This window comes from Micromonospora sp. NPDC049274, from assembly GCF_040678875.1.
Lineage (GTDB): Bacteria > Actinomycetota > Actinomycetes > Mycobacteriales > Micromonosporaceae > Micromonospora.
In genome coordinates this window covers 30,893-56,622 of sequence record NZ_JBFAQS010000015.1, presented here as the reverse complement: position 1 = coordinate 56,622, position 25,730 = coordinate 30,893, and the positions used below count along the sequence as shown (strand labels likewise).

At 70.4% G+C, this 25,730-nt stretch carries 19 protein-coding genes and 2 riboswitches; of the genes, 13 read left to right on the top strand and 6 right to left on the bottom strand.

The features are described from left to right. Positions 1-83: 83 nt before the first annotated feature. From AB0K10_RS24905 to AB0K10_RS24895, 3 genes are all read left to right on the top strand, one after another. The gene (locus AB0K10_RS24905) at positions 84-974 is read left to right on the top strand and encodes an IniB N-terminal domain-containing protein (RefSeq protein WP_363687204.1); all 891 of its coding nucleotides are present in this window, start codon (positions 84-86) and stop codon (positions 972-974) included. A gap of 115 nt (positions 975-1,089) precedes the next feature. Further along, the gene (locus AB0K10_RS24900; protein WP_363687412.1) at positions 1,090-2,943 is read left to right on the top strand and encodes a dynamin family protein; all 1,854 of its coding nucleotides are present in this window, start codon (positions 1,090-1,092) and stop codon (positions 2,941-2,943) included. Beyond that, positions 2,940-4,400 (top strand): GTP-binding protein, encoded by a 1,461-nt coding sequence (locus AB0K10_RS24895; RefSeq protein WP_363687202.1) that lies wholly within the window; start codon positions 2,940-2,942, stop codon positions 4,398-4,400. Before AB0K10_RS24900 ends, AB0K10_RS24895 begins: the two co-directional genes overlap by 4 nt. A gap of 142 nt (positions 4,401-4,542) precedes the next feature. Here AB0K10_RS24895 and AB0K10_RS24890 read toward each other — a convergent pair whose 3' ends face one another. From AB0K10_RS24890 to AB0K10_RS24880, 3 genes are read right to left on the bottom strand one after another with little or no spacing between them, the layout of a single operon-like run. Continuing rightward, the gene (locus AB0K10_RS24890; RefSeq protein ID WP_363687200.1) at positions 4,543-5,124 is read right to left on the bottom strand and encodes a histidine phosphatase family protein; all 582 of its coding nucleotides are present in this window, start codon (positions 5,122-5,124) and stop codon (positions 4,543-4,545) included. Continuing rightward, positions 5,121-5,885 (bottom strand): CbtA family protein, encoded by a 765-nt coding sequence (locus AB0K10_RS24885; RefSeq protein WP_363687198.1) that lies wholly within the window; start codon positions 5,883-5,885, stop codon positions 5,121-5,123. The genes AB0K10_RS24890 and AB0K10_RS24885 overlap by 4 nt, the downstream gene beginning before the upstream one ends. Beyond that, entirely contained in the window at positions 5,876-6,079 is a 204-nt protein-coding gene (locus tag AB0K10_RS24880) for a CbtB domain-containing protein (protein ID WP_363687196.1), read from the bottom strand. Before AB0K10_RS24880 ends, AB0K10_RS24885 begins: the two co-directional genes overlap by 10 nt. A gap of 58 nt (positions 6,080-6,137) precedes the next feature. Continuing rightward, positions 6,138-6,212: riboswitch (cobalamin riboswitch) on the bottom strand. A gap of 197 nt (positions 6,213-6,409) precedes the next feature. Then, a riboswitch (cobalamin riboswitch) is annotated at positions 6,410-6,629 on the top strand. Positions 6,630-6,783: 154 nt separating this feature from the next. Between AB0K10_RS24880 and AB0K10_RS24875 the strand changes: the two genes are divergently transcribed. Both AB0K10_RS24875 and AB0K10_RS24870 read left to right on the top strand, forming a co-directional pair. After that, positions 6,784-9,156, top strand: coding sequence for a ribonucleoside-diphosphate reductase subunit alpha (locus AB0K10_RS24875; protein ID WP_363687410.1), 2,373 nt, complete (start codon positions 6,784-6,786; stop codon positions 9,154-9,156). 38 nt (positions 9,157-9,194) lie between these two features. Then, complete coding sequence (locus AB0K10_RS24870) at positions 9,195-10,190, top strand: ribonucleotide-diphosphate reductase subunit beta (protein ID WP_363687408.1); 996 nt, start codon at positions 9,195-9,197, stop codon at positions 10,188-10,190. A 144-nt stretch (positions 10,191-10,334) separates the two neighbouring features. Here the strand turns inward: AB0K10_RS24870 and AB0K10_RS24865 are convergent, their stop codons facing one another. Together AB0K10_RS24865 and AB0K10_RS24860 are read right to left on the bottom strand one after the other, a co-directional pair. Continuing rightward, on the bottom strand, positions 10,335-12,152 hold the full coding sequence (locus tag AB0K10_RS24865; protein ID WP_363687194.1) for a family 43 glycosylhydrolase: 1,818 nt from the start codon (positions 12,150-12,152) through the stop codon (positions 10,335-10,337). A gap of 419 nt (positions 12,153-12,571) precedes the next feature. Next, a complete protein-coding gene (locus AB0K10_RS24860) occupies positions 12,572-13,342 on the bottom strand; it encodes a FadR/GntR family transcriptional regulator (protein WP_363687192.1) in 771 nt (256 codons plus the stop codon). Between the two features lie 150 nt (positions 13,343-13,492). Here AB0K10_RS24860 and AB0K10_RS24855 point away from each other — a divergent pair, with 150 nt between their 5' ends. From AB0K10_RS24855 to AB0K10_RS24820, 8 genes are all read left to right on the top strand, one after another. Further along, positions 13,493-14,761, top strand: coding sequence for an extracellular solute-binding protein (locus AB0K10_RS24855; protein WP_363687190.1), 1,269 nt, complete (start codon positions 13,493-13,495; stop codon positions 14,759-14,761). Positions 14,762-14,895: 134 nt separating this feature from the next. Beyond that, positions 14,896-15,744, top strand: coding sequence for a sugar ABC transporter permease (locus tag AB0K10_RS24850; protein ID WP_363687188.1), 849 nt, complete (start codon positions 14,896-14,898; stop codon positions 15,742-15,744). Continuing rightward, positions 15,744-16,571, top strand: a complete 828-nt coding sequence (locus tag AB0K10_RS24845; protein WP_363687186.1) for a carbohydrate ABC transporter permease — start codon at positions 15,744-15,746, stop codon at positions 16,569-16,571. The genes AB0K10_RS24850 and AB0K10_RS24845 overlap by 1 nt, the downstream gene beginning before the upstream one ends. Position 16,572: 1 nt before the next feature. Then, complete coding sequence (locus tag AB0K10_RS24840) at positions 16,573-17,808, top strand: mandelate racemase/muconate lactonizing enzyme family protein (protein WP_363687184.1); 1,236 nt, start codon at positions 16,573-16,575, stop codon at positions 17,806-17,808. Between the two features lie 263 nt (positions 17,809-18,071). Continuing rightward, positions 18,072-19,100, top strand: coding sequence for an alcohol dehydrogenase catalytic domain-containing protein (locus tag AB0K10_RS24835; protein ID WP_363687182.1), 1,029 nt, complete (start codon positions 18,072-18,074; stop codon positions 19,098-19,100). Continuing rightward, positions 19,097-19,858, top strand: a complete 762-nt coding sequence (locus AB0K10_RS24830) for an SDR family NAD(P)-dependent oxidoreductase (RefSeq protein ID WP_363687180.1) — start codon at positions 19,097-19,099, stop codon at positions 19,856-19,858. The genes AB0K10_RS24835 and AB0K10_RS24830 overlap by 4 nt, the downstream gene beginning before the upstream one ends. Beyond that, complete coding sequence (locus AB0K10_RS24825; RefSeq protein ID WP_363687178.1) at positions 19,855-20,733, top strand: amidohydrolase family protein; 879 nt, start codon at positions 19,855-19,857, stop codon at positions 20,731-20,733. The genes AB0K10_RS24830 and AB0K10_RS24825 overlap by 4 nt, the downstream gene beginning before the upstream one ends. Beyond that, a complete protein-coding gene (locus AB0K10_RS24820; protein ID WP_363687176.1) occupies positions 20,730-21,704 on the top strand; it encodes an aldo/keto reductase in 975 nt (324 codons plus the stop codon). Before AB0K10_RS24825 ends, AB0K10_RS24820 begins: the two co-directional genes overlap by 4 nt. An 86-nt stretch (positions 21,705-21,790) precedes the next feature. Here the strand turns inward: AB0K10_RS24820 and AB0K10_RS24815 are convergent, their stop codons facing one another. Next, positions 21,791-25,339, bottom strand: coding sequence for a ThuA domain-containing protein (locus AB0K10_RS24815; protein WP_363687174.1), 3,549 nt, complete (start codon positions 25,337-25,339; stop codon positions 21,791-21,793). Positions 25,340-25,730 lie beyond the last annotated feature (391 nt).

Here is a 25,730-nt window from a genome sequence, read left to right as displayed (position 1 = left end):
CCCGATGTCCGGGGTCGGCCCCCGCAATAGCGTGACTGTCGACGAACGACGGTCGCCGACGCCAATCCGAGGAGAACCGGCACATGGACTCGCAACAGACCCTGCACGACTTCGTGCTCGACCTGCTGACCAACCCGGACGCGCGGTCGGCCTTCGACCTCGATCCGGAGGGCGCGCTGCACGCCGCGGGGCTCAGCGACATCACCGCCGCCGACGTGCAGGACGTGGTGCCGCTGGTGGTCGACTACGCGCCGGGGCAGGGCCTCGCGCCGCTGGTCCCGGCCGTCGGTCAGCTCGGATTCGACCCGCTGGTGACCGACGCCACCGACGTGGTCGGCCAGTTGCAGAGCGTGGCGCAGCAGATCAGCGTCACCAGTTCGCCCGCGGGGGTGGACGTCAAGGCCGGTGTGCTCGGCGCCATCGCCGTCGACCCGACGACCGTCGCCGCCGGGGTGACAGTGCTTCCGGGCGTCGGCCTGGGCGTCGGCCCGAGCGGCCTCGACACCGACCTGAACGGTGTGGCCGACGTGGCGCACACCCTCGACGCGGACGTGGTGCAGCCGGTCGACGGCATCGCCGACCCGGTGCTCGGTGGCGTGACCGGCACGGTCGGCGACCCGACAGGCCTGCTCGGCGGGACCGACCCGGGTCTCCTCGGCGGCGACCTGACCGGCGGTGTCCTCTCCGACGCGCACGGTCAGGTGGACGGCCTCGTCGGTTCCCTCGGCGTCCACGACACCCTGGGTGGCCTGGGCCTCGGCGGCGGCGCCGTCGGCGGTGTGGTGCCGCCTGTCGACGTCCCGTCCGTGGTGGGCGGTGTCACGCACCACGTGGACAGTCTCCTCCCCGGTGTCACCGGCACGGTCGGTGACGTGACCGGAGGGGTCACCGACGGTGTGACCGGCGACGTGCACGACGGGGGGCCCGCCTCGTCGGACCACGGGCTGCTGGGCCTCACCGGCGGTCTGCTCTGACGGGGATTCTCGTCGGAAGCGGGGGGCCGGGTCGCCTCGGGCGGCCCGGCTCTTCCCAGGTTCCCTTCCGGTCCCTCTTGATAATTAAGCCGAAATCCGCACACTTGGTGCGGTGATGGCGGGGATCTGGTTGGACGTACTGGACGAGATCGCCCGGACGTGCAACACACACGGTCGCGGCGACCTGCTCCAGACGGTCCGACAGAAGCGTGCCCAACTGCTGGACCCGAAGCTGCGCGTCCTGGTCGTCGGCGAGCCGAACCAGGGCAAGAGTCACCTCATCAACGCGATCATCAACGCGCCGGCCTGCCCCGTCGGCGACGGTCGTACCACGGTCCTGCCGACAGTGGTGCAGCACGCCGAAGCCACCTCCGCAGCCGTGATCCAGGCACCGCCGGCGGCGGGACGACCCGCGGGTACCCCGGCCGCGCCGTTTGTCGAGCGGACGGCCCTGGCGCTCGACCAGGTCGCGGCCGGGGTGGCCGGCACGGTTGGGCGGCGGCCGGGCGGCGGTCCGGCGTACGTCGAGGTCGGCCTGCCCCGCGCGTTGCTCGCCGCCGGACTGGTCCTGGTGGACACTCCCGGCACCGACCAGGTCGCGGCGCTCGGCGGAGCCGCGGAGGTGGCTGCCTGCACCCGCGCGGACGCCGTGCTGCTGGTCTCCGACTCGACAAGGGAACTCTCGGTCGCCGAACTGGACATGCTGCTGCACGTCACGCGCTCGCAGCCGAACGTGGTGGTGGTGCAGAGCAAGACCGACCTCGTTGCGGACTGGCGTGTGGTGGCCGAGCGCAACCGGCAGCACCTCGCGGACGCCGGCGTCGCGGCGCCGCTGATCCCGGTGTCGGCGACCCTGCGGTTGCGCGCGGCGGCGACCGACGATCGCGGCCTCAACGCCGAGTCCGGGTTTCCGGCGCTGATCGCCCGCCTGCAGCGGGACCTGACCGGCAAGGCCGACCACCTGGCGCGGACGTCGGTGCAGGCGGTGGCCCGTACGGTGGTGGAGCAACTGGCCGCGCCGCTGCGCGCCGAGCTGGCGACGCAGGAGGCCGAGGAGCAGTCCGGGCCGATCTCCCGGCTGCACGCGGCGCAGCGGGAGGTCGACGAGCTGCGCCGCTGCTCCACCCGTTGGCAGAACACGCTCGCCGACGAGATGGCCGACCTGCTCTCTGACATCGAGTACGACCTGCGCGACAGGACTCGCCAGATCCTGCGTGCCGTCGACGAGGCGTTCGACACGGCCGATCCCCTCACCGCCTGGGACACCTTCGCCGACTGGCTGGAGCGCAGCCTCGTCGAGGCCGCGGAGGCCAACCACGAGTGGCTGGTCCAGCGCTGCGACTGGATCGCGCGCCGGGTGGCCGCCACCTTCGACAGGTACGGACACGACGTGCTGCCGCCCTGGTCGATGACGATGCCTGAGGATCTCGGCGACCGGCTGCCGGATCTGGAACGGCCGCGGATCGACAGGTTCACCACGGGTCAGAAGCTGTTCACCGGCATGAAGGGCTCGTACGGCGGCATGCTGATGTTCGGCCTCGCGACGACCCTGGCCGGAATGCCGATGATCAACCCGGTCTCGGTCGGCATCGGCGCGCTCTTCGGCGGCAAGAGCATCCGCGACGAGGGCAAGCAGTTGCTGCGCCGCCGGCAGGCGACAGTCAAGACGGCCATCCAGCGGCATGTGGACGAGTTCTTCGTCCGGATGGTCCGGGACTGCCGCGACGCCGCCCGGCAGGTGCAGCGGATGCTGCGCGACCACTTCACGGGGCTGACCGAGGAGTTGCAGGAGGCCATCGTGCAGTCGTTTCGCAGCGCGAAGCAGGAGGCGGACACCGATGTCGCCCTGCGCGAGCAGCGGCAGCGGGAGATCCGGCTGAAGATGACCCGCCTGGCCGCGCTCTACGAGCAGTCCCAGCGGTTGACCGCCACCCGCGCCACCCCGGTACTGCTGGAGCCGGGGGCATGACGGTCGGGGTGCGACTGGACGAGGCGGCGTGGGGGCTGCTGCACCGGGCCATGGACCTCTACCAGCACGACGCGCGGGCGGTTGGGCGGTTGCGGCACCAGGTGGCGCGGCTGGAGCAGCCGCTGCGGATCGCGGTTGCCGGCCCGTGGCGTGCCGGCAAGTCGACGGTGCTGAACGCGTTGATGGGGGAGGAGGTCGCGCCGGTCGAGGGCGCGGAGGGCGTCTTCACCTGGTACGAGGACGGCCCTTCGCCGCACGCCACCGCCTACCCGGTCGGCCAGCCGCCGCAGGAGCTGACGGTGGTCAAGTCGGCGACCGGGATGCGGGTGGATCTGGGCTGGCGGATCGGGGAGGTGCGCGACATCGTGGTGCGGTGGCCGACGCGGGCGCTGCGGCAGGTGACGCTCATCGACACCCCGGCGCTCGCCGCGATCGACGAGCAGGGCCACGCGCCGGTGCTGGATCGCGTCCTGCGGGACTCCGACGCGGTGCTGTTTCTGACCCGCGACGGCCGCGACAGTGACCTGCGGGTGTTGGAGTCCGCGCGGGACAGTGTCGTCGGGCAGACCGCCCCGGTGAACGTGATCATGGTGTTGTCCCGCGCGGACGAGGTGGGCGGCGGCCGGATCGACGGGCTGCTCACCGCCCGCCAGCTGGCCCGCCGGCACCACCGCGACCCCCGGGTGGGCGCGCTGGCCGTGAACGTGGTGGCGTGCAGCGGGGCGATCGGTCTCGCGGGCCGGATGCTGAGCGAATCCGACTTCGCCGCGCTCGCGACGCTGGCCGGGGCGTCCCGCGTCGAGTTGGAGGCCCACCTGCTCTCCGCCGACCGCTTCGTCCGTGGCGAGCTTCCGGTGCACCTGGATTCGGAGGTGCGCGCCGGTCTGCTGGACCGGTTCGGACTCTTCGGGATCCGGCTCGCGACGACCCTGGTCCGCAGCGGGTTCGATACCCGGGTGACCCTGTCGGCCGAGCTGATCCGACGCAGTGGGCTCACCGAGCTGCGGGAGTCGATGACCCGATGTTTCGTCGATCGTCGCGACACGCTCAAGGCACGCTCGGCGCTGGCGGCCGTGGAGGCCCTGGTGCGGGCCGAGCCGGTGCGCGGCGCCGACGAGTTGGTCGGCGCGATCGAGCAGATCCTGGCGGGCGCACACGAGTTCCGGGAGCTGCGCCTGCTGGTGGCGCTGCGCAACGCCCGCCTCGGTTTCGACGCCGAGTTGGCCGCCGAGGCGCAGCGCCTCGTCGGTGGTGACGGGGTGGGTCTGGCCGCACGGCTCGGCGTCGAGCACGAGGCGACCGTGCAGCGGCTCTGGGAGGTCGCCGCCGACGCGCAGTGGCGGTGGCGGGACCGGGCCGAGGATCCGCTGCTCCCGCTGGCTCAGCGCCGGGGCGCGGAGGTGGTCGTCCGCAGTTGTGAGGGGATGCTGGCCGAGTTGGCCGCGGGCGGTCGCTGAGCGCCGTACGCCCATGGTGCCCACGCGGGACGCAGTGGTCACCGTGTTTCCCTGCGATCAATCCGGATTCGGCAGCCGGGCGCGACCAGTGCGACGCTGTCCGGTGCCACGTCGGCAACGCCGGTATCCGAACCGTTCACCGTCACCGGCGCGAGGTGAGCCGGAGCTGCCACCGTCGGCCGTGGTCGGTGAGCCGGACGATCGCCAACGGCTCGACGTCCAGCTGCCGGTACGTCGCCAGCGGCAGCCCCAGGGCGTGCACGACCGCCACCCTGATCACGAGCGGGTGGGTGACGGCCGTGATCCGTCGGCCGACGCCGCGCTGTTCGTCGAGCCACCGGCCGACGCGCTCGCGCAGGTCGGCCACGGATTCGCCCCCGTGCGGCGCGGCGTCCGGGGTGGACATCCACTCGTGCAGGGCGTCGGGTTGCGCGGCGGCGACCTCTTCCAGTGACCGGCCGGTCCAGTCGCCGAAGTCGCAGTCGACAAGCGCCGTCTCGACGGCGGGCGCGAGGCCGAGGGCGTACGCGGTCTGGACGGCCGCCGCCGCGGGGCTGGACAGGCAGGCGTCGGTGTCGCTCGACGGCGCCCACCGGCCCAGCCCGGACAGGGCGAGGGCGGCGCGCCGGCCGCCCTCGTCCAGTCCGTCGTCCCCGCCGAAGCGGGCTCGCCGCAGGGCGGCGGTGTGACCGTGGGCGACCAGCCGCAGGCTGGTGGCGCTCACCCGGCCGGCTGTGCGTCGGCGACCGCGCGCTGCCGGTGCATCAGGGCTGCGAAGAGCAGGCCGATCCCGGTCCACAGCACCACCTGGGTGCCGAGGGAGGCGAGCCGGAAGCTCCACAGCAGCGTGGCGGGGAAGTCACCCGGGACCTCCTGGAACGACGGCAGCACCACGTAGGCCACGCCGGTGACCAGCAGGAAACCGCCGACCGCCGCGCTGGCGCGCAGCCACACCGGCGCCTGTGCGCCGACCGACCGGTAGCCCAGCGAACCGGACCAGACCGCCACCAGCCCGAGGACCACCAGCAGCAGGTAGGTGACCGTGCGCTGGTTGATGGTGGCCGGGTCGCCGACGGCCGGGGGGTTCGGCGGGTACTTGAGGAACGGAACGATCACCGCGCCGAGCAGCGCGCCGCCGGCCAGGAGCAGCCCGGACCGTCCGTCGTCAGGGGTCCGTCGCCGCCGGGTCAGCAGGACGTACGCCGCGGCCAGCAGGCCACCCATCGCGACGCCGAACAGTGCGGTGGCCAGGAACAGCCCGCCGCGCTGGCCGTTCCTGCTGACCAGGGCATCCTCGTCGTGCTGGTGCCCACCGGTGGCGGGTTCGGCGTGTGTCGCCGCCTCCTCGATGGCGATGGCCGCCTCGATGTGGGGTTCGCCGACGACGTAGGCGAACGTTCCGGCGAGCAGGCCGGCCACCAGGCCGGCGAGCAGCCCGCGCAGGAGAACCGTGACGAAGGTGGGTGCGGTGCCGGTCAGTGGCACGGGACACCGAGCAGGTGCCTGCCGTCGTGCATCAGCTCGTGCAGGAACATCCCGCTGCGCGAGACCGCGCCCTGGTCGAAGGCGACGAGATAGGCCAGCAGGGTGAGCACGGCGACGGTGGCCAGGACCGTCCACAGGAGACGGGTCGGGACAGCGGGGTGCACCAGCGGCTGGCTGGACGTGGAACTGGACATGTGTGCACGAACCTCCTCGGGGATGACGCGTCCCCATCGCAAGGCTGCGGACGACCGAGCGTCCTGGCTCGCGGCCCCCTGGGTCGGGGACCGCTCACAGTGGCGCGACCGCGCCGGATTCTCACCGGCTTCCCTCGCGTCGCCGCAGATGTGGGTCGACCGTATCGGTGCCGGTTCTCCTCGGTCAAGCCGGCGGCGAAGTCCGATCGCGACGCCGCGCCACGGCCGCTCGCCCGCGGGCGTCGACCGGATCGACGAGGGCCGTCGCCGGCGGCCGCGACACGCCCGGACCCGACATGTGGGGTGTGACAAACCCTCCCGCCCCTATATATGGTGTCGATCGCAGCTGGTTCGGCCACTCATCCCAGGGTGGCCGAGGCAAGAGGGAACCCGGTGGAATTCCGGGACTGCCCCGCAGCGGTGAGTGGGAACGACAGCCGTCATCAGCACTGGGCCGCCATCTGGCCTGGGAAGCGACGGCCAGTAGGAGACCGGGCGACCCCGGTCGTGCCCGCGAGTCCGAAGACCTGCCAGCGCGCCGCGTACCCGCATCCGGGTGGGCGGCGGTCCGAGGCCGCGTGGGACGGCCGACGCCTTTCGGATCCACGCCGCCGTCGGCGTGGCGTCCGCCGGTGTCGGTCGCCTCGTGCCGAGGGCCATCAGGTCCTCAAACTCGCGAGGAGTGAGTGGTGACAGTTACCGAGGTGACCCCGGCCGACGGCGACACGGCCCTCCGGCGTACACCGACGCGGGTGCAGACCCGCGACGGCGCCAGGGAGCCGGTGGACGTGCGCAAGCTCGTCGCCACGGTCGAGCGCTGGGCCGACGACCTGCCCGACGTCGACCCGCTGCGGGTGGCGACCCGCACGATCAGTGGCCTGTACGACGGCGCGACGACGGCCGAGCTGGACCGGCTGACCATCCAGACCGCTGCCGAGATGATCGGTACGGAGCCGCAGTACTCGCGCCTCGCCGCCCGGCTGCTGGCCAGCCACGTCGAGCGAGAGGTACGCCGGCAGGGCGTCACCTCGTTCAGCGCGGCGATCCGGGCCGGCCACGCCGAGGGCCTGATCGGAGACGAGACCGCCGCGTTCGTCGCCGCGCACGCCGGCACGTTCGACGACGCTGTCGACGCCGACGGTGACCGTCGCTTCGAGTACTTCGGCCTGCGCACGGTCTACGACCGGTACCTGCTGCGCCATCCCACCACCCGGCTGGTGCTGGAGACCCCGCAGTACTGGCTGCTGCGGGTGGCCTGCGGCCTGTCCCGTACGCCGGACGAGGCCGTGGACTTCTACCGACTCATGTCCAGCCTGGCCTACCTGCCCAGCTCACCGACGCTGTTCAACTCCGGCACCCGGCACACGCAGATGTCCTCGTGCTACCTCGTCGACTCGCCGCGCGACGAGCTGGACTCGATCTACGCGCGCTACGCCCAGGTCGCCAACCTGTCCAAGTTCGCCGGTGGCATCGGCATCGCGTACTCCCGGGTCCGGTCCCGGGGTGCGCTGATCCGCGGCACCAACGGCCAGTCCAACGGGATCGTGCCGTGGCTGCGCACCCTTGACGCGAGCGTCGCGGCGGTCAACCAGGGCGGTCGACGCAAGGGCGCGGCCTGCGTCTACCTGGAGCCGTGGCACCCGGACATCGAGGAGTTCCTCCAGCTGCGGGACAACACCGGCGAGGACGCCAGGCGTACCCACAACCTGAACCTGGCCAACTGGATCCCGGACGAGTTCATGCGCCGGGTCGAGGCCGACGAGGTGTGGTCGCTGTTCGACCCGGACGAGGTGCCCGAGCTGCCCGACCTGTGGGGGGAGCGGTTCGACGCCGCGTACCGGGCGGCCGAGGCGCAGGGCCGCTACGTGCGGCAGGTGCCGGCGCGGGAGCTGTACGGGAAGATGATGCGGACCCTGGCCCAGACCGGCAACGGTTGGATGACCTTCAAGGACGCGGCCAACCGGCTGTGCAACCAGACGGCCGAGCCCGGCAACGTGGTGCACCTGTCCAACCTGTGCACCGAGATCGTCGAGGTGTCCAGCGACGCCGAGACCGCGGTGTGCAACCTCGGCTCGGTGAACGTGGCCGCCCACCTGACCGACGGCGGCATCGACTGGGAACAACTGCGCGCCACGGTCCGGACGGCTGTGACGTTCCTCGACCGGGTCATCGACATCAACTACTACCCGACACCGCAGGCTGCGGCGAGCAACCCTCGCTGGCGGCCGGTCGGGCTCGGGCTGATGGGCCTGCAGGACGTGTTCTTCGCGCTGCGGATGCCTTTCGACTCGCCGGCCGCGCGGGAGCTGTCCACGCGGATCAGCGAGGAGCTGTACCTGACCGCGCTGGAGACCTCCGCCGACCTGGCGCGCGACTTCGGCGCGCACCCGGCGTTCGGGCAGACCCGGGCCGCGCGGGGCCAGCTCCAGCCCGACCTGTGGGGCGTCGAGGGTACGCAGACCGCGCGCTGGGCCGCGCTGCGCCAGCGGGTCGGGGCGTACGGGCTGCGCAACTCGCTGCTGGTGGCGGTCGCGCCGACCGCGACCATCGCCTCGATCGCCGGCTGTTACGAGTGCGTCGAGCCGCAGGTGTCCAACCTGTTCAAGCGCGAGACCCTGTCCGGGGAGTTCCTCCAGGTCAACACGGCCCTGGTCGGCGAGCTGAAGGCGCGTGGCCTGTGGACCGAGCAGATCCGTTCGGCGATCCGCCGCGCGGAGGGGTCGGTGCAGACAGTCACGGAGCTGCCGGCGGACGTGCGGGAGCTGTTCCGCACCGCGTGGGAGCTGCCGCAGCGATCGCTGATCGACCTGGCCGCCGCCCGCGCGCCGTTCATCGACCAGTCCCAGTCGCTGAACCTGTTCCTGGCCTCGCCCACCATCGGCAAGCTCTCCTCGATGTACCTGTACGCCTGGAAGACCGGTTTGAAGACCACCTACTACCTGCGCTCACGCCCCGCCACGCGGATCCAGCAGGCCACCGTCAGCGCCGTCGCACCAGTCGCCGTCGCGGTTGCCGCCGACGCCGATGCGCTGGCCTGCTCGCTGGAGAACCCCGAGTCGTGCGAGGCGTGCCAGTGACCTCTCCCGACGCCACCACCGACACGAGGACCACGCACATGCTGCTCGATCCGGGGATGGATCTCACTCTCCGCCCGATGCGCTACCCGCACTTCTTCGACCGGTTCCGTGCCGCGATCCGCAACACCTGGACGGTCGAGGAGGTCGATCTGCACGCCGACCTCGCCGACCTGGACCGGCTGTCGCCGGCCGAGCGGCATCTGGTCAGCCGCCTCGTGGCGTTCTTCGCCACCGGCGACACGATCGTCGCCAACAACCTGGTGCTCAACCTGTACCAGCACGTCAACAGCCCCGAGGGTCGCCTCTACCTGTCCCGGCAGCTGTTCGAGGAGGCCGTGCACGTCCAGTTCTACCTCAACCTGCTCGACACGTACGTGCCGGACGAGACCGAGCGGTTCGCCGCCTTCGCCGCGATCGAGAACATCCCCTCGATCCGCCGCAAGGCCGAGTTCTGCTTCCGCTGGATCGACTCGCTGGGGGAGTTGCGGGAGCTGCGGACCCGCGACGACCGGCGCGCGTTCCTGCTCAACCTCATCTGCTTCGCCGCCTGCATCGAGGGATTGTTCTTCTACGGCGCGTTCGCGTACGTGTACTTCCTGCGCTCCCGTGGCCTGCTGCACGGCCTGGCCTCCGGCACCAACTGGGTCTTCCGCGACGAGTCGATGCACATGGCGTTCGCGTTCGACGTGGTGGACACGGTGCGCGCCGAGGAGCCCGACCTGTTCGATGACGATCTCGCCGACCAGGTCCGCCAGATGCTCATCGAAGCGGTCGAGTGTGAGGTCCAGTTCGCCGAGGACCTGGTGGGTCAGGGCGTGCCCGGTCTCACTCTCGCGGACATGCGGGAGTATCTCCAGCACGTCGCCGACCGCCGTCTCGCCCAGCTCGGCATCGCCGGGCACTACGGGTCGGCCAACCCGTTCGCCTTCATGGAGTTGCAGGACGTGCAGGAGCTGTCCAACTTCTTCGAGCGGCGGGTGTCGGCGTACCAGGTGGGTGTGACCGGGTCGGTGGCCTTCGACGACGACTTCTAGGACCCCCACCCCACCCCCTCCCCACCCCGTCGACCAGGAAGTTGTTGCTCCCTATCGGCGTGTCAGGGGCACCAACTGCATGATCAACGTCGGCGGCGGGCGAGGTGGGGGTGGGGCGGGGGTGTTCTTGGGGGTGGGTGACTGTCAGGCGGGGGAGCAGGTCGGGCTGATGGTCGGAGGCGTGCTGGTGGCGCTCGTGCTCAGGTAGCCCGCGGTGGTCGACGTGCCCGGCGCGAGCTGCCCGTTGTAGGCGGCGTTCGCGACTGTCACCTGGCTGCCCGTCTGGGTGAGGGCGCCGTTCCAGACCTGCGACACCGTCTGGCCGCTGGGGAGGGTGAAGGTGACCCGCCACCCGCTCAGCGAGGAGGCCCCGGAGTTGGTGACCGTCAGTCGCCCCTCGAATCCGCCCTGCCAGGTGTTGACCACGGTGTTGATCACCGCGCAGGACTGCCCAGCCGGGACCGTCGGCGTCGGGGTGGGAGTGGACGTCGGGGTCGTCGTCGGAGTGGGCGTCGGTGTCGGGGTGGGCGACGACGTCGCGGTGGGGGTCGGGGTGGGCGTCGTGGTGCCGCCGGCCTGGAACTGCCACCAGTTGAGGTTGAACAGGTTGCCGCTGCCGCCGGTGAAGCGCAGGTAGAGATCCTGGGTGCCGGTCGCGCCGCTGACCGGGCAGGAGACGGTCTGCCAGGTCTGCCACCCGCCGGTGCCCGGCACCGAGCAGCTGCCCACCCGGGTGCCGGTGGGGCTACCGAGGCGCAGTTCGATCGTGCCGCCGGACGTGGCCGAGGCGACCCGGGCCGAGAAGGACGTCGCGCCCGTACCGAACCCCACGCCCTTGACCTTGATGTAGTCCCCGTTCTCGATCCACCCGACGTTCATCCCGCCCTCGCTGGCCGGCTCGGTCTCGATGCCGGAGCCCCAGGCGATGGTCTCGGCCTCCTGCCGCCCGTACGGGTTCAGGGTGCCGATCTGGGGCGCGCCCGTCGTGGTCATGGTGATCGTCGGGATGGTGCCGTTGGTGTTGTAGGTGAACTTCTCCACTGCCACCGAGCGGGTGTAGCCGCTGCCGCCGGGCAACGCTCCGTTGTGGTAGAAGAAGTACGAGCCGCCGTTGAAGTCGATGACCCCGGGGTGGTTGGTGAAGCTGGCCCCCTGGCGGGGCATGATCGTCCCTCGGTAGGTCCACGGTCCGGTCGGGCCGGTCGCTGTCGAGTAACCGATGAACTCAGAGCAGCACTCCGCCGCGAACACGTTGTAGTAGATGCCGTTGCGCTTGTAGACCCACGGGCCTTCTTCGTAGAGGGTCGGCCGGCTCGCGTTCCCCGTCCGGGTGCCGAACCCGGCGGTGGTGAGCGGGATCTTTGTGGCGCTGCCGCTGTAGGAGATCATGTCCGCGTTCAGCCGGACGTACCACAGGTTCGGGTTGCCCCAGTACAGGTATGCCTGGCCGTCGTCGTCGATGAAGACGGTGGGGTCGATCTCGCCGTTGCCCACCAGTGGCCGGCCGATGGCGTCCCGGAACGGCCCGGTGGGGCTGTCGGCGACCGCGACGCCGATGGCCATCGAGTTGGTCGCCCGGGCGGTCACCGGCACGTACCAGTAGAACTTGCCGTTGCGGGCGATGACCTGGCCGGCCCACGCGTTGGCGCTCGCCCAGCTGAAGGTGTTGAGGCTCAGGGGCGAGCCGTGGTCGGTCCAGTTGACCATGTCGGCCGACGACCACACCCGCCAGTCCTTCATGGTGAAGTACGTGGAGCCGTCCTCGTCGTGGCCTGTGTAGAGGTAGACCCGCCCGTCGTGCACCAGGGGAGCCGGGTCGGCGGTGTAGATGTGCTGGACGATGGGGTTGTCCGCGTGGGCGGCCGTGGCCGGAGTCAGCGTCGAGATGAGCAGCAGGCTCACGAGCCAGGCGGCGCCGCGTCGGAGCCGGTTCCTCGTGAGCGGTGGCGGTGCGGGGTGCATCGGTACCTCCAGGGTGGGTCACGACGGGAGGGCACGGTCCGTCGGTCTCGCCGGTGGGGCGCCGCGTGTCGCTTCGGGCCTCGATGGTGGCCGTGCGGCGAGAACGGCAGGCGGGACCGGTCGTCCACCATGGCTCCCACGCGCGGCGGCCCGCCGTCGTCAGCGGCGGTGGTCAACGTCCCTGAGGGAGGCCCGGACACCCACCAGCGGGCGTTGGTCGTGCGCGACTCCATCGACCTCGGCGGATCGAGTGGAGTGGTGAAGCGTGCCCTTCGCCTCTGCGGCCTGAGGGTAGTCTGTTATCGCTAACATTCTCAAGCGATGGACGGATCTGGATTTCCACGTCGTCGTCGCGGGCCGGTTGGCTCCGGGTTGCGCGCGGCACGTGGCCAGGTCGTGAGCGCCTCGGCGCCGGATTGTCAGCGCTGCAGCCGCGTCGGGCTGCCCGGCCCGCTGCGCCGGACGAGCCACGCCTCGGTGATGTGCGTGAACATCGCCTGGGCCGCGCCGTCGGGGTCGTGGGCGGCGATGCGCTCGAAGATGCGCCGGTGCCCCTGGTTCGATGCCACGCACAGGGCTCGTTCGGTCTTGCCCATGTAGCGCGCGGTGTTGACGACCTGGCTCTCCAGGGACCGGACGACGCCCCGGGCGATGCGGTTTCCGGACGCCTGCATCACCGTGTCGTGGAAGGCGCGGTCGTGCTCGTGGTAGGTGACGTGGTCGTCCACCAGCTCGTCCATCCGGTTTACCAGAGCGCGCAGCCGGTCGATGGTCTCCTGGTCGGCGAGTCGGGCGGCCACGTTCGCCATGTCGGACTCCAGCACCCGCCGGGTGACCACCAGATCGTCGAGGATCGCCAGGGTGTCGTCCACGGCGATGGTGGCCGCGAGGACGAGCTCGTCGAGCATGTCCCACGCCGAGGGCGAGGTGACCATTGTGCCGCTGCCCTGGCGGACCTGGACGAGCCCCTTCTCCTGCAGGATCTTCACCGCTTCGCGGATGACCGTCCGGCTCACCGAGAAGGTCTCGCAGAGCACCGGCTCGGGGGGTAGCGGTGTGCCCGAGGGGTGCACTCCCTGCACGATCCGGGTCACCAGCTCGGCCGTGATCGCCTGAGCCAGGTTGGTCGGGCGACGGGCCCAGGCCGGTGCCGTCGTGCCGTTGACGGTCGACTGGTTCGATGTCGTCACGTTCACCTCCGCGTAGCCGCGGGAGCGGGCCCACGAGTCCGCCCCAGTGTAAGGGCAACCGTTGACGTCAGACGTCATACGAGTTACGTTCTCGTCAATCTTGCATCGACGGCCGGTTCTCGGCCACTCCCCATATGAAGGTGAGCAACGATGAAGCAACGAGCAGTGTGGGCCGCGGTCCTCGTTGCAGGGCTGGCCCTGGCTGGCTGTGGTAGCGCGACAGGTTCGGGTTCGTCGTCCGGAGGCTCGGCCAAGAAGCTGGTCGTGTGGGACTGGAAGTCCGGCGAGGCCAGCTCCGCGCAGTACGTGGAGAAGGCCAAGGCGGACTTCGCCAAGAAGCATAAGGACGTCGAGGTCGAATTTGTGGCCCAGCCGTTCGATCAGTACTACACGTTGCTGGGTGCGGCCATCCAGTCGGGCAAGGGTCCCGACGTCATCCTGTTCAACGGCGGCGGCCAGATCCGCGACCGGGTTGACTCGCTCCAGCCGCTCGACGAGTACGTGGGCGAGGACCGGCAGCGGCTGGCCGGCTGGGAGGCGTTCGCCAAGGGCGGCAAGACCTACGCCGCTCCGGTGACCCTGCAGGGCCACCCGATCTACTACAACAAGGCGCTCTACGAGCGGGCCGGCCTCGACCCGGCGAAGCCGGCCACGACGTGGGAGGAGTTCGTCGCCAACTGCGCCACCATCACCCAGAAGACAGGCGCCAAGTGCTTCGCCCAGGGCAACAAGGAGGGCATCGGCATCCAGTTCTTCCTGTCGGCCATGGCGTCGGGCGTCCTCACCCCGCAGGAGTACGACAACTGGATCGCCGGCAAGCGCGACTGGAAGTCGCCGAACGTGAAGAAGATCTTCGAGCTGTGGAAGGAGACCGGCACCGCCAAGCTGAACAACGACGGGGCCAACTCCACCGCGATGTTCAACGACGCCTTCGCCGTCTTCCAGTCTGGTAAGGCCGCCCACATCATCGGTCTGATGTCCGACATCGGGCACTGGAAGGACTTCAACGAGTTCATCACGCCGGAGAAGCTCGGCGTCATGATGGCCCCGACGGTGACCAGTGGCGCCACCCCGAGCCTGCCGTACGACGGCGGTATCGGTTACGCGGTCGCCAAGTGGACCAAGGACCCGAAGGTGGCCGCCGACCTGGTGCGCTCGCTGACCTCCACCGACGCCCTGAAGGCGTTCTACGCCAACGCCGGCGCGATCACCGCCGACACGACCATCGACGTGTCGCAGTCCGGGCCGGCAGTCACCACGATCGTCGGCGCGCTCAAGACCGGCAAGCCGGCGCCGCACGTGGCGCTCTCCTCGAAGGCGCTCGACCTGATGGGCAGGCTCTCCCAGCAGCTGCTCAGCGGTTCGATCAGCGTCGACGAGGTCGTGAAGCAGATGGCCGCCGCGGACACGGCGGGCTGATCGTGTCGATCGGTAACTCGCTCCCGTCGGTCCGCTCGGCTTCGGCCGGGCGGGCCGGCGGGGTCCCGCCCGTACCACAGCCGTCAGGCCGCCGTGCCGTTCCCCGGCGCGTCGCCGGCGGCCGTCGCGCCGAGATGCTCGCGCCCTTCGTGCTGGTCGCTCCGGCCGTCCTGATCCTCGTGCTGCTGCGGCTGTACCCGCTGCTGCTCGGCGTCAACTTCTCCTTCACCGGCGACGGCGACCGCGACGGGGCGGTGGTCGGCTTCGACAACTACGTCGACCTGTTGCAGGACCCGCTGTTCCAGGGCGCACTGCGCAACGTGGGGCTGCTGGTGCTGCTCCTGCCGGTGGCGGTGGCCATCCCGGGTCTGCTCGCCACCTTCATCTACCTGCGCGTCCCCGGCCACCGGTTCTACCGCAGCGTCTACTTCTTCCCGGCCGTGCTGTCCCCGGTCATCGTCGGCGCGATCTTCAACCTGCTGCTCTCGTTCGACGGCCCGGTCAACAGCATTCTCGGCGCGGTCGGCATCGGCCCCGTGGACTGGCTCGGTGACCCGGACGTGGCCATGTTCGCTGTCGTCGGCGTGCACGTGTGGGCGACCTTCGGTATGGCCCTGGTCGTGTTCCTCGCGGGCTTCGCGACCCTGGACTCCGCGCTGCTGGACGCCGCTCGGGTGGATGGGGCATCCCTGTCCCAGGTCATCTGGCACGTGATCATCCCCAGCCTCACCCGCACCATCCAGTTCGTCTTCGTGACCACGATGATCGGGATGCTGACGTCCATGTTCGGCCTGCTCTACGTCATGACCAGTGGCGGCCCGGAGGGCTCGACGTACCTGCCGGAGTACTACATCTGGATCCAGCAGGGGCAGATGAACCGGCCTGCGCTCGCGTCGGCCGCGTCCACCGTCCTCTTCGTCATCATGCTCGTCGTCGGGCTGTTGCAACTCAAGCTGCTCCGCCGAGCGGGGAGGGAAGACTGATGTCCCGCGTCCGACTGGGCAGATGGCTGCTCGTGATCCCGATGGGGCTCCTCGCGCTCGCGACGATCTACCCGCTGCTGTTCACCGCGAACGTCGCCATGAAGACCCGCCGCGAGTACATTCTCGACCGGTTCTCACTGGCGGACTCGCTGCGCTTCGAGAACATCACCACCGCGTGGACAAGCGTCGGCATGGGCCGCTACGCGACCAACTCGATCGTCGTGGTGGCGTGCTCGGTGTTCCTGCTGCTGCTGTTCGGGTCGATGGCCGGCTTCGCGCTGAGTCAACTGCGCTTCCGGGGCTCGAACGCGCTGTTCATCGGCTGCCTCGCGGCGCTCTTCATCCCCTTCCAGGTCATCATGGTGCCGCTGGCCCGGGTCATGGCGGACAGCGGCCTCGTCGACACGTACCCGGGTCTGATCCTCGCGTACGTCGCGCAGTTCCTGCCCTTCACGGTCTTTTTGATGACCAGCTACTACAAGACCATCCCGGCCGAGATCGTCGACGCGGCCCGGATCGACGGCAACACCGTGTACGGCGTCTACCGGCGGATCATGCTGCCGCTGGGTGCTCCGGCGCTGCTCTCGGTCGGCATCCTCAACACGCTGTTCTGCTGGAACGACGTGCTGATCTCGCTGCTGCTGATGCCGTCGGCCGACCACCGCACCCTGATGGTCGGGGTGACCTCGCTACGGGGGCAGTACTCCGAGGACATTCCCACGTTCGCCTCCGGGGTGCTCATCGCCGCGATCCCCGTCCTGGCGGTCTACCTGTTCCTTCAGCGCCAGATCGCCGACGGCGTCGCCGCTGGTTCCACGAAAGGCTGACATGCGTATCACCGGGTATCGAACCCTCACCACGGTCCAGGAGTGGGGCCGGCCCGTCGGCGACGCCAACGGCGTGTTCCCCGACGGCGTCACGACGGTGCCGATCACCATCGTCGAGACCGACGGCGGGATCAGCGGCGTCGGCCTGGGCCCGCACGTGGAGATCGAGAAGATCTTCCCGGCCATCGAGGGAGAAGATCCCCGCGCGGTGACCACCCTGTACGACCGGATGCTCCGGCACACCTTCAAGGCCGGTCACGGCGGTCCGGTGTTCGGGACGATCGGCGCACTGGACACGGCCCTGTGGGACATCAAGGCGCAGCTGGCCGGCGAGCCGCTCTGGCGGCTGCTCGGCGGGCGGGACCGGCGTGTCCCCGCCTACGCGTCCGGCCTCGACATCGGTCTGACCGACGACGAGCTCGTCGCGGAGTACGAGATCTACGCCGGGTACGGCCTGCGTGCCGCGAAGCTCAAGGGCGGCCTCGACATCGAGCGGGACCGGCACCGGCTCGGCCTGGTGCGGGAGGTGCTCACCGAGGCGGGTCACGGCCGGCGTCCCGGTCTGATGCTCGACGTCAACGAGGCGTGGTCACGCAAGCAGGCCGTCCGGCACGTGGCCGAGCTGGAACGTACCCTCGATCTGATCTGGATCGAGGAGCCGGTCCGCCGCTGGGACGCCGAGGGTCTGGCCGCCGTCGGCCGGGGCGTTCGAGCGTCGGTCGCCACCGGCGAGAACCTCACCGGCCTGGAGCAGTACCGCCCGCTGATCGGGGCGGGCGCTGTCGACATCGTCCAGATGGCAGCCGTCTGGGGTGTCACCCACTTCCTGCGGGTGGCGGCCCTGGCACACGCCCACGACCTGCCGGTCAGCCCCATCGGCAACATTCCGGTCGGGCTGCTGCACGCCGCCACCTCGGTGCCGAACCACCTGGTCAGCGAGCTACAGGATCTGCGGCCGCCGGCCGGCATCGGCCTCGACCTGCACATCGAGGACGGCGCGTTCATCCTCGGCGACACACCCGGTCTGGGCATCCGGATCGACGAGGTGGCGATCGCGGCCGCAGGACACCGAGCCGGCAGCCCGGCCGCCCACAGCCCGAACGTCCGACCGGAGCGGGCGGGCAAACGCCTGCTGGCGGTGGCCGACCAGACGCCCACCGTCCCACCGGTACGGGTCGAGGCCCTGCTCGCCGATGCCGTCGGCGCGCAGAACGACGTGGCGCCCCTGAGGCACTGAACCTCGCACCACCGCACCTCTTCCGAAAGGAAACCGAGTGTCATTCTCGCTCGAACCCTCCAGACGGACTCTCCCGGTGGCGGTCGCGGCCGTGCTCGTGGCCGGCGCCCCCGCCGGTCCGCTCGCCACACCGGCCGGGTGGCGGCACCACTTCAGCGACATTCAGGTGAGCTAGCGATCTTCGGTGGTGGGTGCGTCGTCACGGCGGCGTACCCACCACCGCGTTCCAGCACAGGTACCCAACGACGTTGAGCGGAGCAGCAGTGAAGGCAGTTGTCTACCGGGGTGCGCGTGATCTCGGGATCGAGGACCGTGCCCCAGAACCGCCGGGCCCCGGCCAGGTGCGGATCGCGGTGGCCTACACCGGGATCTGCGGTACGGACCTGCACATCTTCCACGGCGACATGGACGCCCGGGTGGGCGCGTCGGCGGTGATCGGGCACGAGATGTCCGGCCGGGTCGCCGCGCTGGGCGACGGCGTCAGCGGTCTGACCGTCGGGCAGCCCGTCACCGTGATGCCGACCCGCGCCTGTGGGCGGTGCGCGGCGTGCCGCCGTGGGAACTCGCACATCTGCCACGCCATGAACTTCCTCGGCATCGACTCGCCCGGCGCGATGCAGTCGTCGTGGACCGTGCCGGCCGAGTTGGTGCTACCGCTCCCCGACGACCTGCCGTTGGACCACGCGGCGCTGGTCGAGCCGGTCGCGGTCGCGGTGCACGACGTCGGCCGAGCGAAGGTGGCCTCCGGAGAGCACGTGGTCGTCGTCGGCGGCGGCCCGGTGGGCGTCCTCATCGCCGCCGTCGCCCGAGCACGGGGGGCGGAGGTCCTGCTCGTCGAGCCGGACGGCTTCCGGCGCGGAGTCGCGTCGGGGATCGGGATCGAGGCCGTGGACCCGGGGCCCACCGACGTGGTGGCGCTCGTCGACGAGCGGACCGGGGGCGCGGGCGCGGACGTCGCGTTCGAGGTGTCCGGTTCCGCCGCCGGGGTCGGCACGGCCGTGGACGTGCTGACCACTCGGGGTCGGCTGGTCATGGTGGCGATCCACCCGCAGCCGCGTCCGGTGAACCTGCACCGGTTCTTCTGGCGGGAGTTGGAGTTGCTGGGCGCGCGGCTGTACCAGCGCGAGGACGTGGTGGAGGCGATCCGGCTGGTCGCGGCGGGTGTCATTCCGACCCAGGAGCTGATCTCCCGAGTGCTTCCCGTGGAGGGCGTCACCGACGCGTTCACGGCTCTGGAAGGTGGCGGCGGCGTCATGAAGGTGCTGCTCGACTGGCGGGAGGAGGGCCGATGAGCGCCCTGTTCGACCTGACGGGACGTACCGCGCTGGTGACCGGCGCCCGGCGGGGGATCGGCCTGGGGATGGCCGAGGCCCTGGCGCTGGCCGGCGCGGACATCATCGGGGTGTCGGCGCAGTTGGAGGCCGAGGGCAGTGAGGTGCAGCGGCGAGTCGAGGCGGCCGGTCGCCGGTTCACCGGTTTCCGGACGGACCTGGGCGACCGGGCCGCGGTGTACCGGCTGGCCGAGGAGGCCGAGGCGGTGGCGCCGGTGGACATCCTCGTGAACAACGGTGGCACGATCGCCCGGGCGCCGGCCGCCGAGCACCCGGACGAGATGTGGGACCGGGTGTTGGAGGTGAACCTGTCCAGCCAGTTCGTGTTGAGCCGGGAGATCGGCCGGAAGATGGTCGACCGCGGTCGCGGCAAGATCATCTTCACCGCTTCGCTGCTGAGCTTCCAGGGCGGCATCAACGTCGCGAGCTACACCGCGGCGAAGTCCGGCCTCGCCGGGCTGACCAAGGCCCTGTCCAACGAGTGGGCGGGCCGAGGGGTGAACGTCAACGCGATCGCGCCCGGGTACATCGCCACCGACAACACGCAGGCGCTGCGTGACGACCCGACGCGCAACGACGCGATCCTGGGCCGGATCCCGGCCGGCCGGTGGGGACGCGCCGACGACCTGGCCGGCGCCACCGTGTTCCTTGCCGCCGCGGCCTCGGACTACGTGCACGGCACCGTCCTACCCGTCGACGGCGGCTGGTTGGGCCGATGACGCAGACCTCGCCGGCCGGGCGCCACGGCATCGTCGACGCGCACCACCACCTCTGGGTCCGTGCGCGGCACCCGCAACCCTGGATCGACCCGGACACGATGGCGGCGATCGACAACGACTTCACCCCGGCGGATCTCGCCCCGGCGGCACGGGCCGCCGGCGTCACCGAGACCGTCGTCGTGCAGTCCATCGCCTCCGTGGCGGAGACGGAGCACCTGCTGGGCATCGCGGCCGACGACCCGCTCATCAGCGGGGTCGTCGGTTGGGTGAACCTCACCGCCGACGACATCGACGAGCGCCTCGACCGGCTCCGCGCGGTGCGTGGCGGGGAGCGGTTGGTCAGCATCCGGCACCTCGTCCAGTCCGAACCCGACCCGGCGTACCTCGACCGTCGCGACGTCCGGCGGGGCATCGCGGCCGTCGGCGCGGCTGGTCTCGCCTACGACCTGCTGGTCCGCGACCACCAACTGCCGGCGGCCACCCGGCTCGTCCGCGACCTGCCCGAGGTGTCGTTCGTCCTCGACCACCTCGGCAAACCGGCGCTCGGCACGGGGGGCCTCGGCGACTGGCCGGCCCATCTGCGGGCGCTCGCCGCCGAGCCGAACGTCACCGCGAAGCTCTCCGGTCTGGTGACCGAGGTGGACGGGTCGTCCTGGACGGCCGACGACCTGCGGCCTGCCGTCGACCACGCGCTCGCCGTCTTCGGTCCGGACCGGCTCATGTTCGGCTCGGACTGGCCGGTGTGCCTGCTCGCCAGCTCCTACACCCGGTGGGTCAGGGTGCTCGCCGACCTGGTGGAGTCACTCGGCGACGCGGAGCAGGCGGCGATCTGGCGGGGAACCGTCCACCGTGCGTACCGGCTGGAGGCATCATGATGGGCCGGGCGCTGCCCCGCCGGCCGGAGGTCCGCCTCACCGCGCTGGGCTTCGGCGCCGCGCAGGGCGGCAGCCTGTACCGGGCGACGTCGGATGACGAGTTCGCCGCCGCCGTCGACACCGCCTGGGACGCCGGCATGCGGTACTTCGACACCGCGCCGCACTACGGCCTCGGCCTGTCCGAACGGCGGTTGGGCGCCGCGCTGCGGTCCCGGCCCCGCGACGAGTACGTGGTGTCGACGAAGGTCGGGCGGCTGCTCGTACCCTCGCCGGAGACCGCGGGGGAGCGTGACTCGGAGGGCTTCGACGTGCCGGCCGACCACCGGCGGGTCTGGGACTTCAGCCGCGACGGTGTACGTCGGTCGTTGGACGCCAGCCTGGAACGTACCGGCCTGGACCGGGTGGACGTGGTGTACCTGCACGACCCGGACGAGCACTGGGAGCAGGCGGCGACCGAGGCGGTACCCGCGCTGGTGGAGCTCCGCGACCAGGGCGTCATCGGCGCGATCGGGGCCGGCATGAACCAGTCGGCGATGCTGGCCCGGTTCGTCGAGGAGACCGACGTCGACGTGGTCATGTGCGCCGGCCGGTACACCCTTCTCGAACAGGGCGCGCTCGACGACCTGTTGCCCGCCGCGCAGGCCCGTGGCGTCGGCGTGGTGATCGCCGGGGTCTACAACTCGGGCCTGCTGGCGCGTGACCAGCCGCCGGCCGACGCGGTCTACAACTATGAGCAGGCGCCACCGGAGCTGATCGAGCGGGCCCGGCGGATCGCCGCGATCTGTGCGGCGTACGGCGTCACGCTGCCGCAGGCGGCGCTGGCGTTCGTCCGTCGGCATCCGACAGTGGTCTCGACGGTGGTCGGCCTGCGCGACGCCGCCCAGGTGACCGAGACCCTGCGCCGGTCGGACGTGGAGGTGCCGGACCAGCTCTGGGCGGCGCTGCGCGACGCCGGGCTGCTCGGCGGATGACGACACACAGCTGAACGCGGTGCGCCGGCCACCCGATCGTCTTCGATCGGGTGGCCGGCGCCCTTTTCGGAGCTACGGCCTCATCGCTAGACCGCGGTGAACCGCCACTGCTGGTTGGTGGCGCTGTGGCAGCCCCACTGCAACAGTCGGGCCCCGTCGGCGGTCGAGGCGCCGTTGACATCCACGCAGAGCCCGCTGAGCGCGCTCTTGACCGTGTAGACCCCCGTGGTGCCGGTCGCCGTCACGGTGAACTTCTGCTGGTTGGAGTTGGTGCAGGTGCTGTGTTGCAGGAAGGCGCCCTGCGCGGTGGAGCCGCCGACGACGTCGAGGCACTTGCCGCTGTGCACCGCCTTGAGGTAGACGGCGCCGTTGCCGGCGTCCACCGCCTGCCACTTCTGGTTGTTACCGCCGGTGGCCGCCCACTGCACGACCTGGGCGCCGTCGGCGGTGGAGTTGCCGCTGACGTCCATCAGCTTGCCGCTGTGCTGCGCCGCGACGGTCCAGGTCCGGCCGGCGATCCCGCCGCCGCTGCTGGGGACCCCCACGCCGTTGCCACCGAAGGTGAACGAGTCGAGGTCGAACCAGTTCGTCGTGGAGCCCTTGAACACCATGTAGAGCGTGTGCGTCCCGGACAGGGCCGCCACGGACACCGGGGACGTGGACTGGTAGTTGTCCCAGCCACCGGTGCTGGGCACCGTCGTGGTGGCCAGCAGGGTGCCGGTCGGCGAGTCGGCCCGCAGCTCGATGGAACCTCCACCGCTCGGCGACGACAGTCGGTAGCTGACGTTGCTGATGCCCGACAGGCTCATCGGGTTGAACGCCACCCAGTCGTTGTTGGAGATGTCGCCGACGCGCTTGCCGCTCTCGGCGGCGGTCTGGTCGACGACCCGGATGCCGGACTGGCTGCTGAAGTACTCGGCCTGCTTGTGCTTGGGCTGCAGGATCGCCGTCGCGTAGCCGGTCAGCGGCGCCGCCCCACCCGAGCCACCGTCGTCGGTGTAGCGGGCGTTGAGCACGTAGTACAGGTTCGCGCCTTCGGGGTGTCCGCCGAGCAGGTCGGTGGAGATGGTGCCCGAGCAGCCCGGGTACTCGGTGGTCTCGTGCGCGTGGTCGTCGTGGCCGAGAGCCGGGTTGACGAGCACCTTCGAGCAGTCGATGGCCGCGCCGCCGGGGTCGGAGACACTGACCGTGTACGAGACCTTGTCGCCGAAGTTCAGCATGCCGCCGTTGGGCGGCACGTTGATGGTGACGACCGGGGCGGTGTTGCCGACGGTGATCTGCACGTTGGCGAAGCCGGTCCTGCCGGTGTTGTCGGTGACCTTCAGCTGCGCCGTGTAGTTGCCGTTGGTGGTGTAAGTGTGTGCCGGGTTGGCTGCCGTGGACGTGCCGCCGTCACCGAAGGTCCACTGGTAGCTGAGGGTGTTGCCGGCGTCCGGGTCCGCCGTGCCGGCGCTGCTGAACTGGACGGTCAGCGGGGAGCTGCCGCTGGTGGGCGTGCCGACGGCCTTCGCGATCGGTGAGCGTCCACCCTGGATGTAGTCGATGCGGTAGAGCCCGGAGTCGTTGTTGCCGCCGCCGAAGTTGGAGCCCCACTCCAGCAGGTAGAGCGAGCCGTCCGGGCCGAACTCCATGTCCATCGGCTTGTTGAAGTTGCCGCCGGGCATGAACGAGTTGGTCCGGGTGACCGCCGTCGAGGAGTCGAAGTGCGTCTCCTTGATGTAGTTGCGCGACCACTCGTAGAAGAAGTGCACGCCGTCGTAGTAGGCCGGAAACTTCGTCGCCGACGGGTTCGCCGCGTTGTAGCGGTAGACCGGCCCACCCATCGGCGCCGATCCGCCGGAGCCCAGCTCCGGGAAGGTCGTCGACGCGGGGTAGCCGTACCAGATGTTGGGCGAGACGATCGGCTTGAGGTTGACCAGACCGGTGTTGTTGGGCGAGTTGTTGACCGGGGCGTTGCAGTTGAACTTCGCCCCGACGACGCCGGTGTCCGGGTTGAACGGCGCGTACGGTTGGTTGTTGCCGTGGCAGAACGGCCAGCCGTAGTTGCCGGCCGCCTTGATCACGTTGAGCTCGACGAGCCCCTCGGGACCCCGGTTGGTGGTCGGCGGGTTGCGGTCGGGGCCGTAGTCGGCCAGGTAGACCCAGCCGGTGGCCGCGTCGATCGAGAAGCGGAACGGGTTGCGGAAGCCCATGGCGTAGACCTCGGGTCGGGTCTGCGCGGTCCCCTGGGGGTAGAGGTTGCCCGTCGGGATGGTGTAACCACCGGTGGCCGACGGCGTGATGCGCAGCAGCTTGCCGCGCAGGTCGTTGGTGTTGCCGGCCGATCGGGCGGCGTCCAGGTTGGCCTTGCCCGACCGCCAGTCCAGCGGGGCGTAGCCCTGCCAGTTGGGGTCGAGGTTGGGCGGGGTGTCGTCGCCGGTGCCGATGTAGAGGTTGCCGTCCGGGCCGAACTCGATGTAGCCGCCGGTGTGGCCGGGCTCGGCGAAGGTCCGGTCGCGGTACGCCGGGATGTCGATGATCCGGGCCTCGGTGGACAGGTTCAGGGTGTCCCCGGTGAGCGTGTAGCGGGAGACCCGGTTGACGTCGGTAGTGCTGCTCGCCGGCGAGTGGTAGACGTACACGTATCCGTTGCTGGCGAACGCCGGGTCTATCGCGACGCCGGTGAGGCCGTCCTCACCGCCGGTGTAGACGCTCAGCGTGGCGGCGGTGACGGTGCTGTTCGTGCTCGGCTTGAAGATCTTGACCTGGCCGCCGCGCTGGACGTAGAGCACGCGGCCGTCGGGCAGCACGGCCAGCGCCATCGGGTCGGCGGTGTTGTCGTCCAGGGTGCGCTTCTCGAAGTTGCTCCAGACGGTCCCGCCACAGTCGCCGGGCTGGTTGCCGGCGGCCCACTTGATGCCACCGAGGACGTGGTTGCGGAAGTTCGTCTCGCTGTACGACTCGCTCGCGTGGCCCATCGCGGTGGCCCACACCCGGCCCCCGCCGGCGTTACGGCACCACGAGATCGGGTGGTCCGGGCCCATCGCCCGCGAGCCTGGGTTGTACGTGCGCTCGTCGGCGGTCACCAGGACGTGCACGTTGCCGCGCGGGTTGGAGTCGAAGTTGTACCACTCCTCGCTGCGGTTCCAGCGATCCGGCAGACCGGTCGTCGACGGGTGCTGCTTGTCGGCGACGATGGCGGTGCCGGGCAGCACGCCGGGGGAGTGCTCGGGCATGTGGGCACCGCCGTTGAGGGTCTGGTCCCACCAGGGGTACTCGCCCTCGATGCCCATGTCCAGGGCGTTGTGGATGCCGACGATGCCCTTGCCGCTGGCGAGGTAACCCTCCACGGCCTGGCGTTGGGCGGCCGAGGTCCAGACCATGCCGGAGGTCTGGAGCATGATGATGACGTCGAAGGTGGCGAGGTTGGCGGGCGTGAAGACGCTCGCGTCCTCGGTCGCCACCACCTCGAAGTTGTTCGCGGCCGCCTGCTGCTGCACCATCGAGATTCCGGCCGGGATCGAGTCGTGCCGGTAGCCGACGGTCTTGGTGAACAGCAGGGCACGGAAGGCCGGGGCGGCGGACGCCGGTGGGGCCAGGCCGAGGGCCACTAACAGGCCGACGATGATTCCTACGATCATGGTGGGGCGACGCATGCCGTCTCCTAGGTCTGGGCGGGCAACTCCGTTTGCGAGCACGGGTCCGACACGCGCCAGGTTGTGCCTGGACGCGCGGGGGCCACGGGTGTGCTGGTCGCGGTCGTCATGCCGTCCGCCGAAACGGCAGTCAGCCCCGCAGGACGTCACGCAGCGTGACGTGGGCTGTGTGTTCGTCCATGGTCTGCGAGGTCAGGATGGGCTATCCATCGATCGGTGTCAATGTAACGGTGGAACGCCTGATGTTACCCCCCAGTAGGGGTGACCGGCTCCACTCGGCCAAGCCGCCACCCGAGCCGATCGAGTGCCGGGCCTGGCAGTCACCGCAGATCGAGGATTGCGGAGCCGGATCCAAACATCTATCTTCATACGTGTGATGTTTCCTCGATGT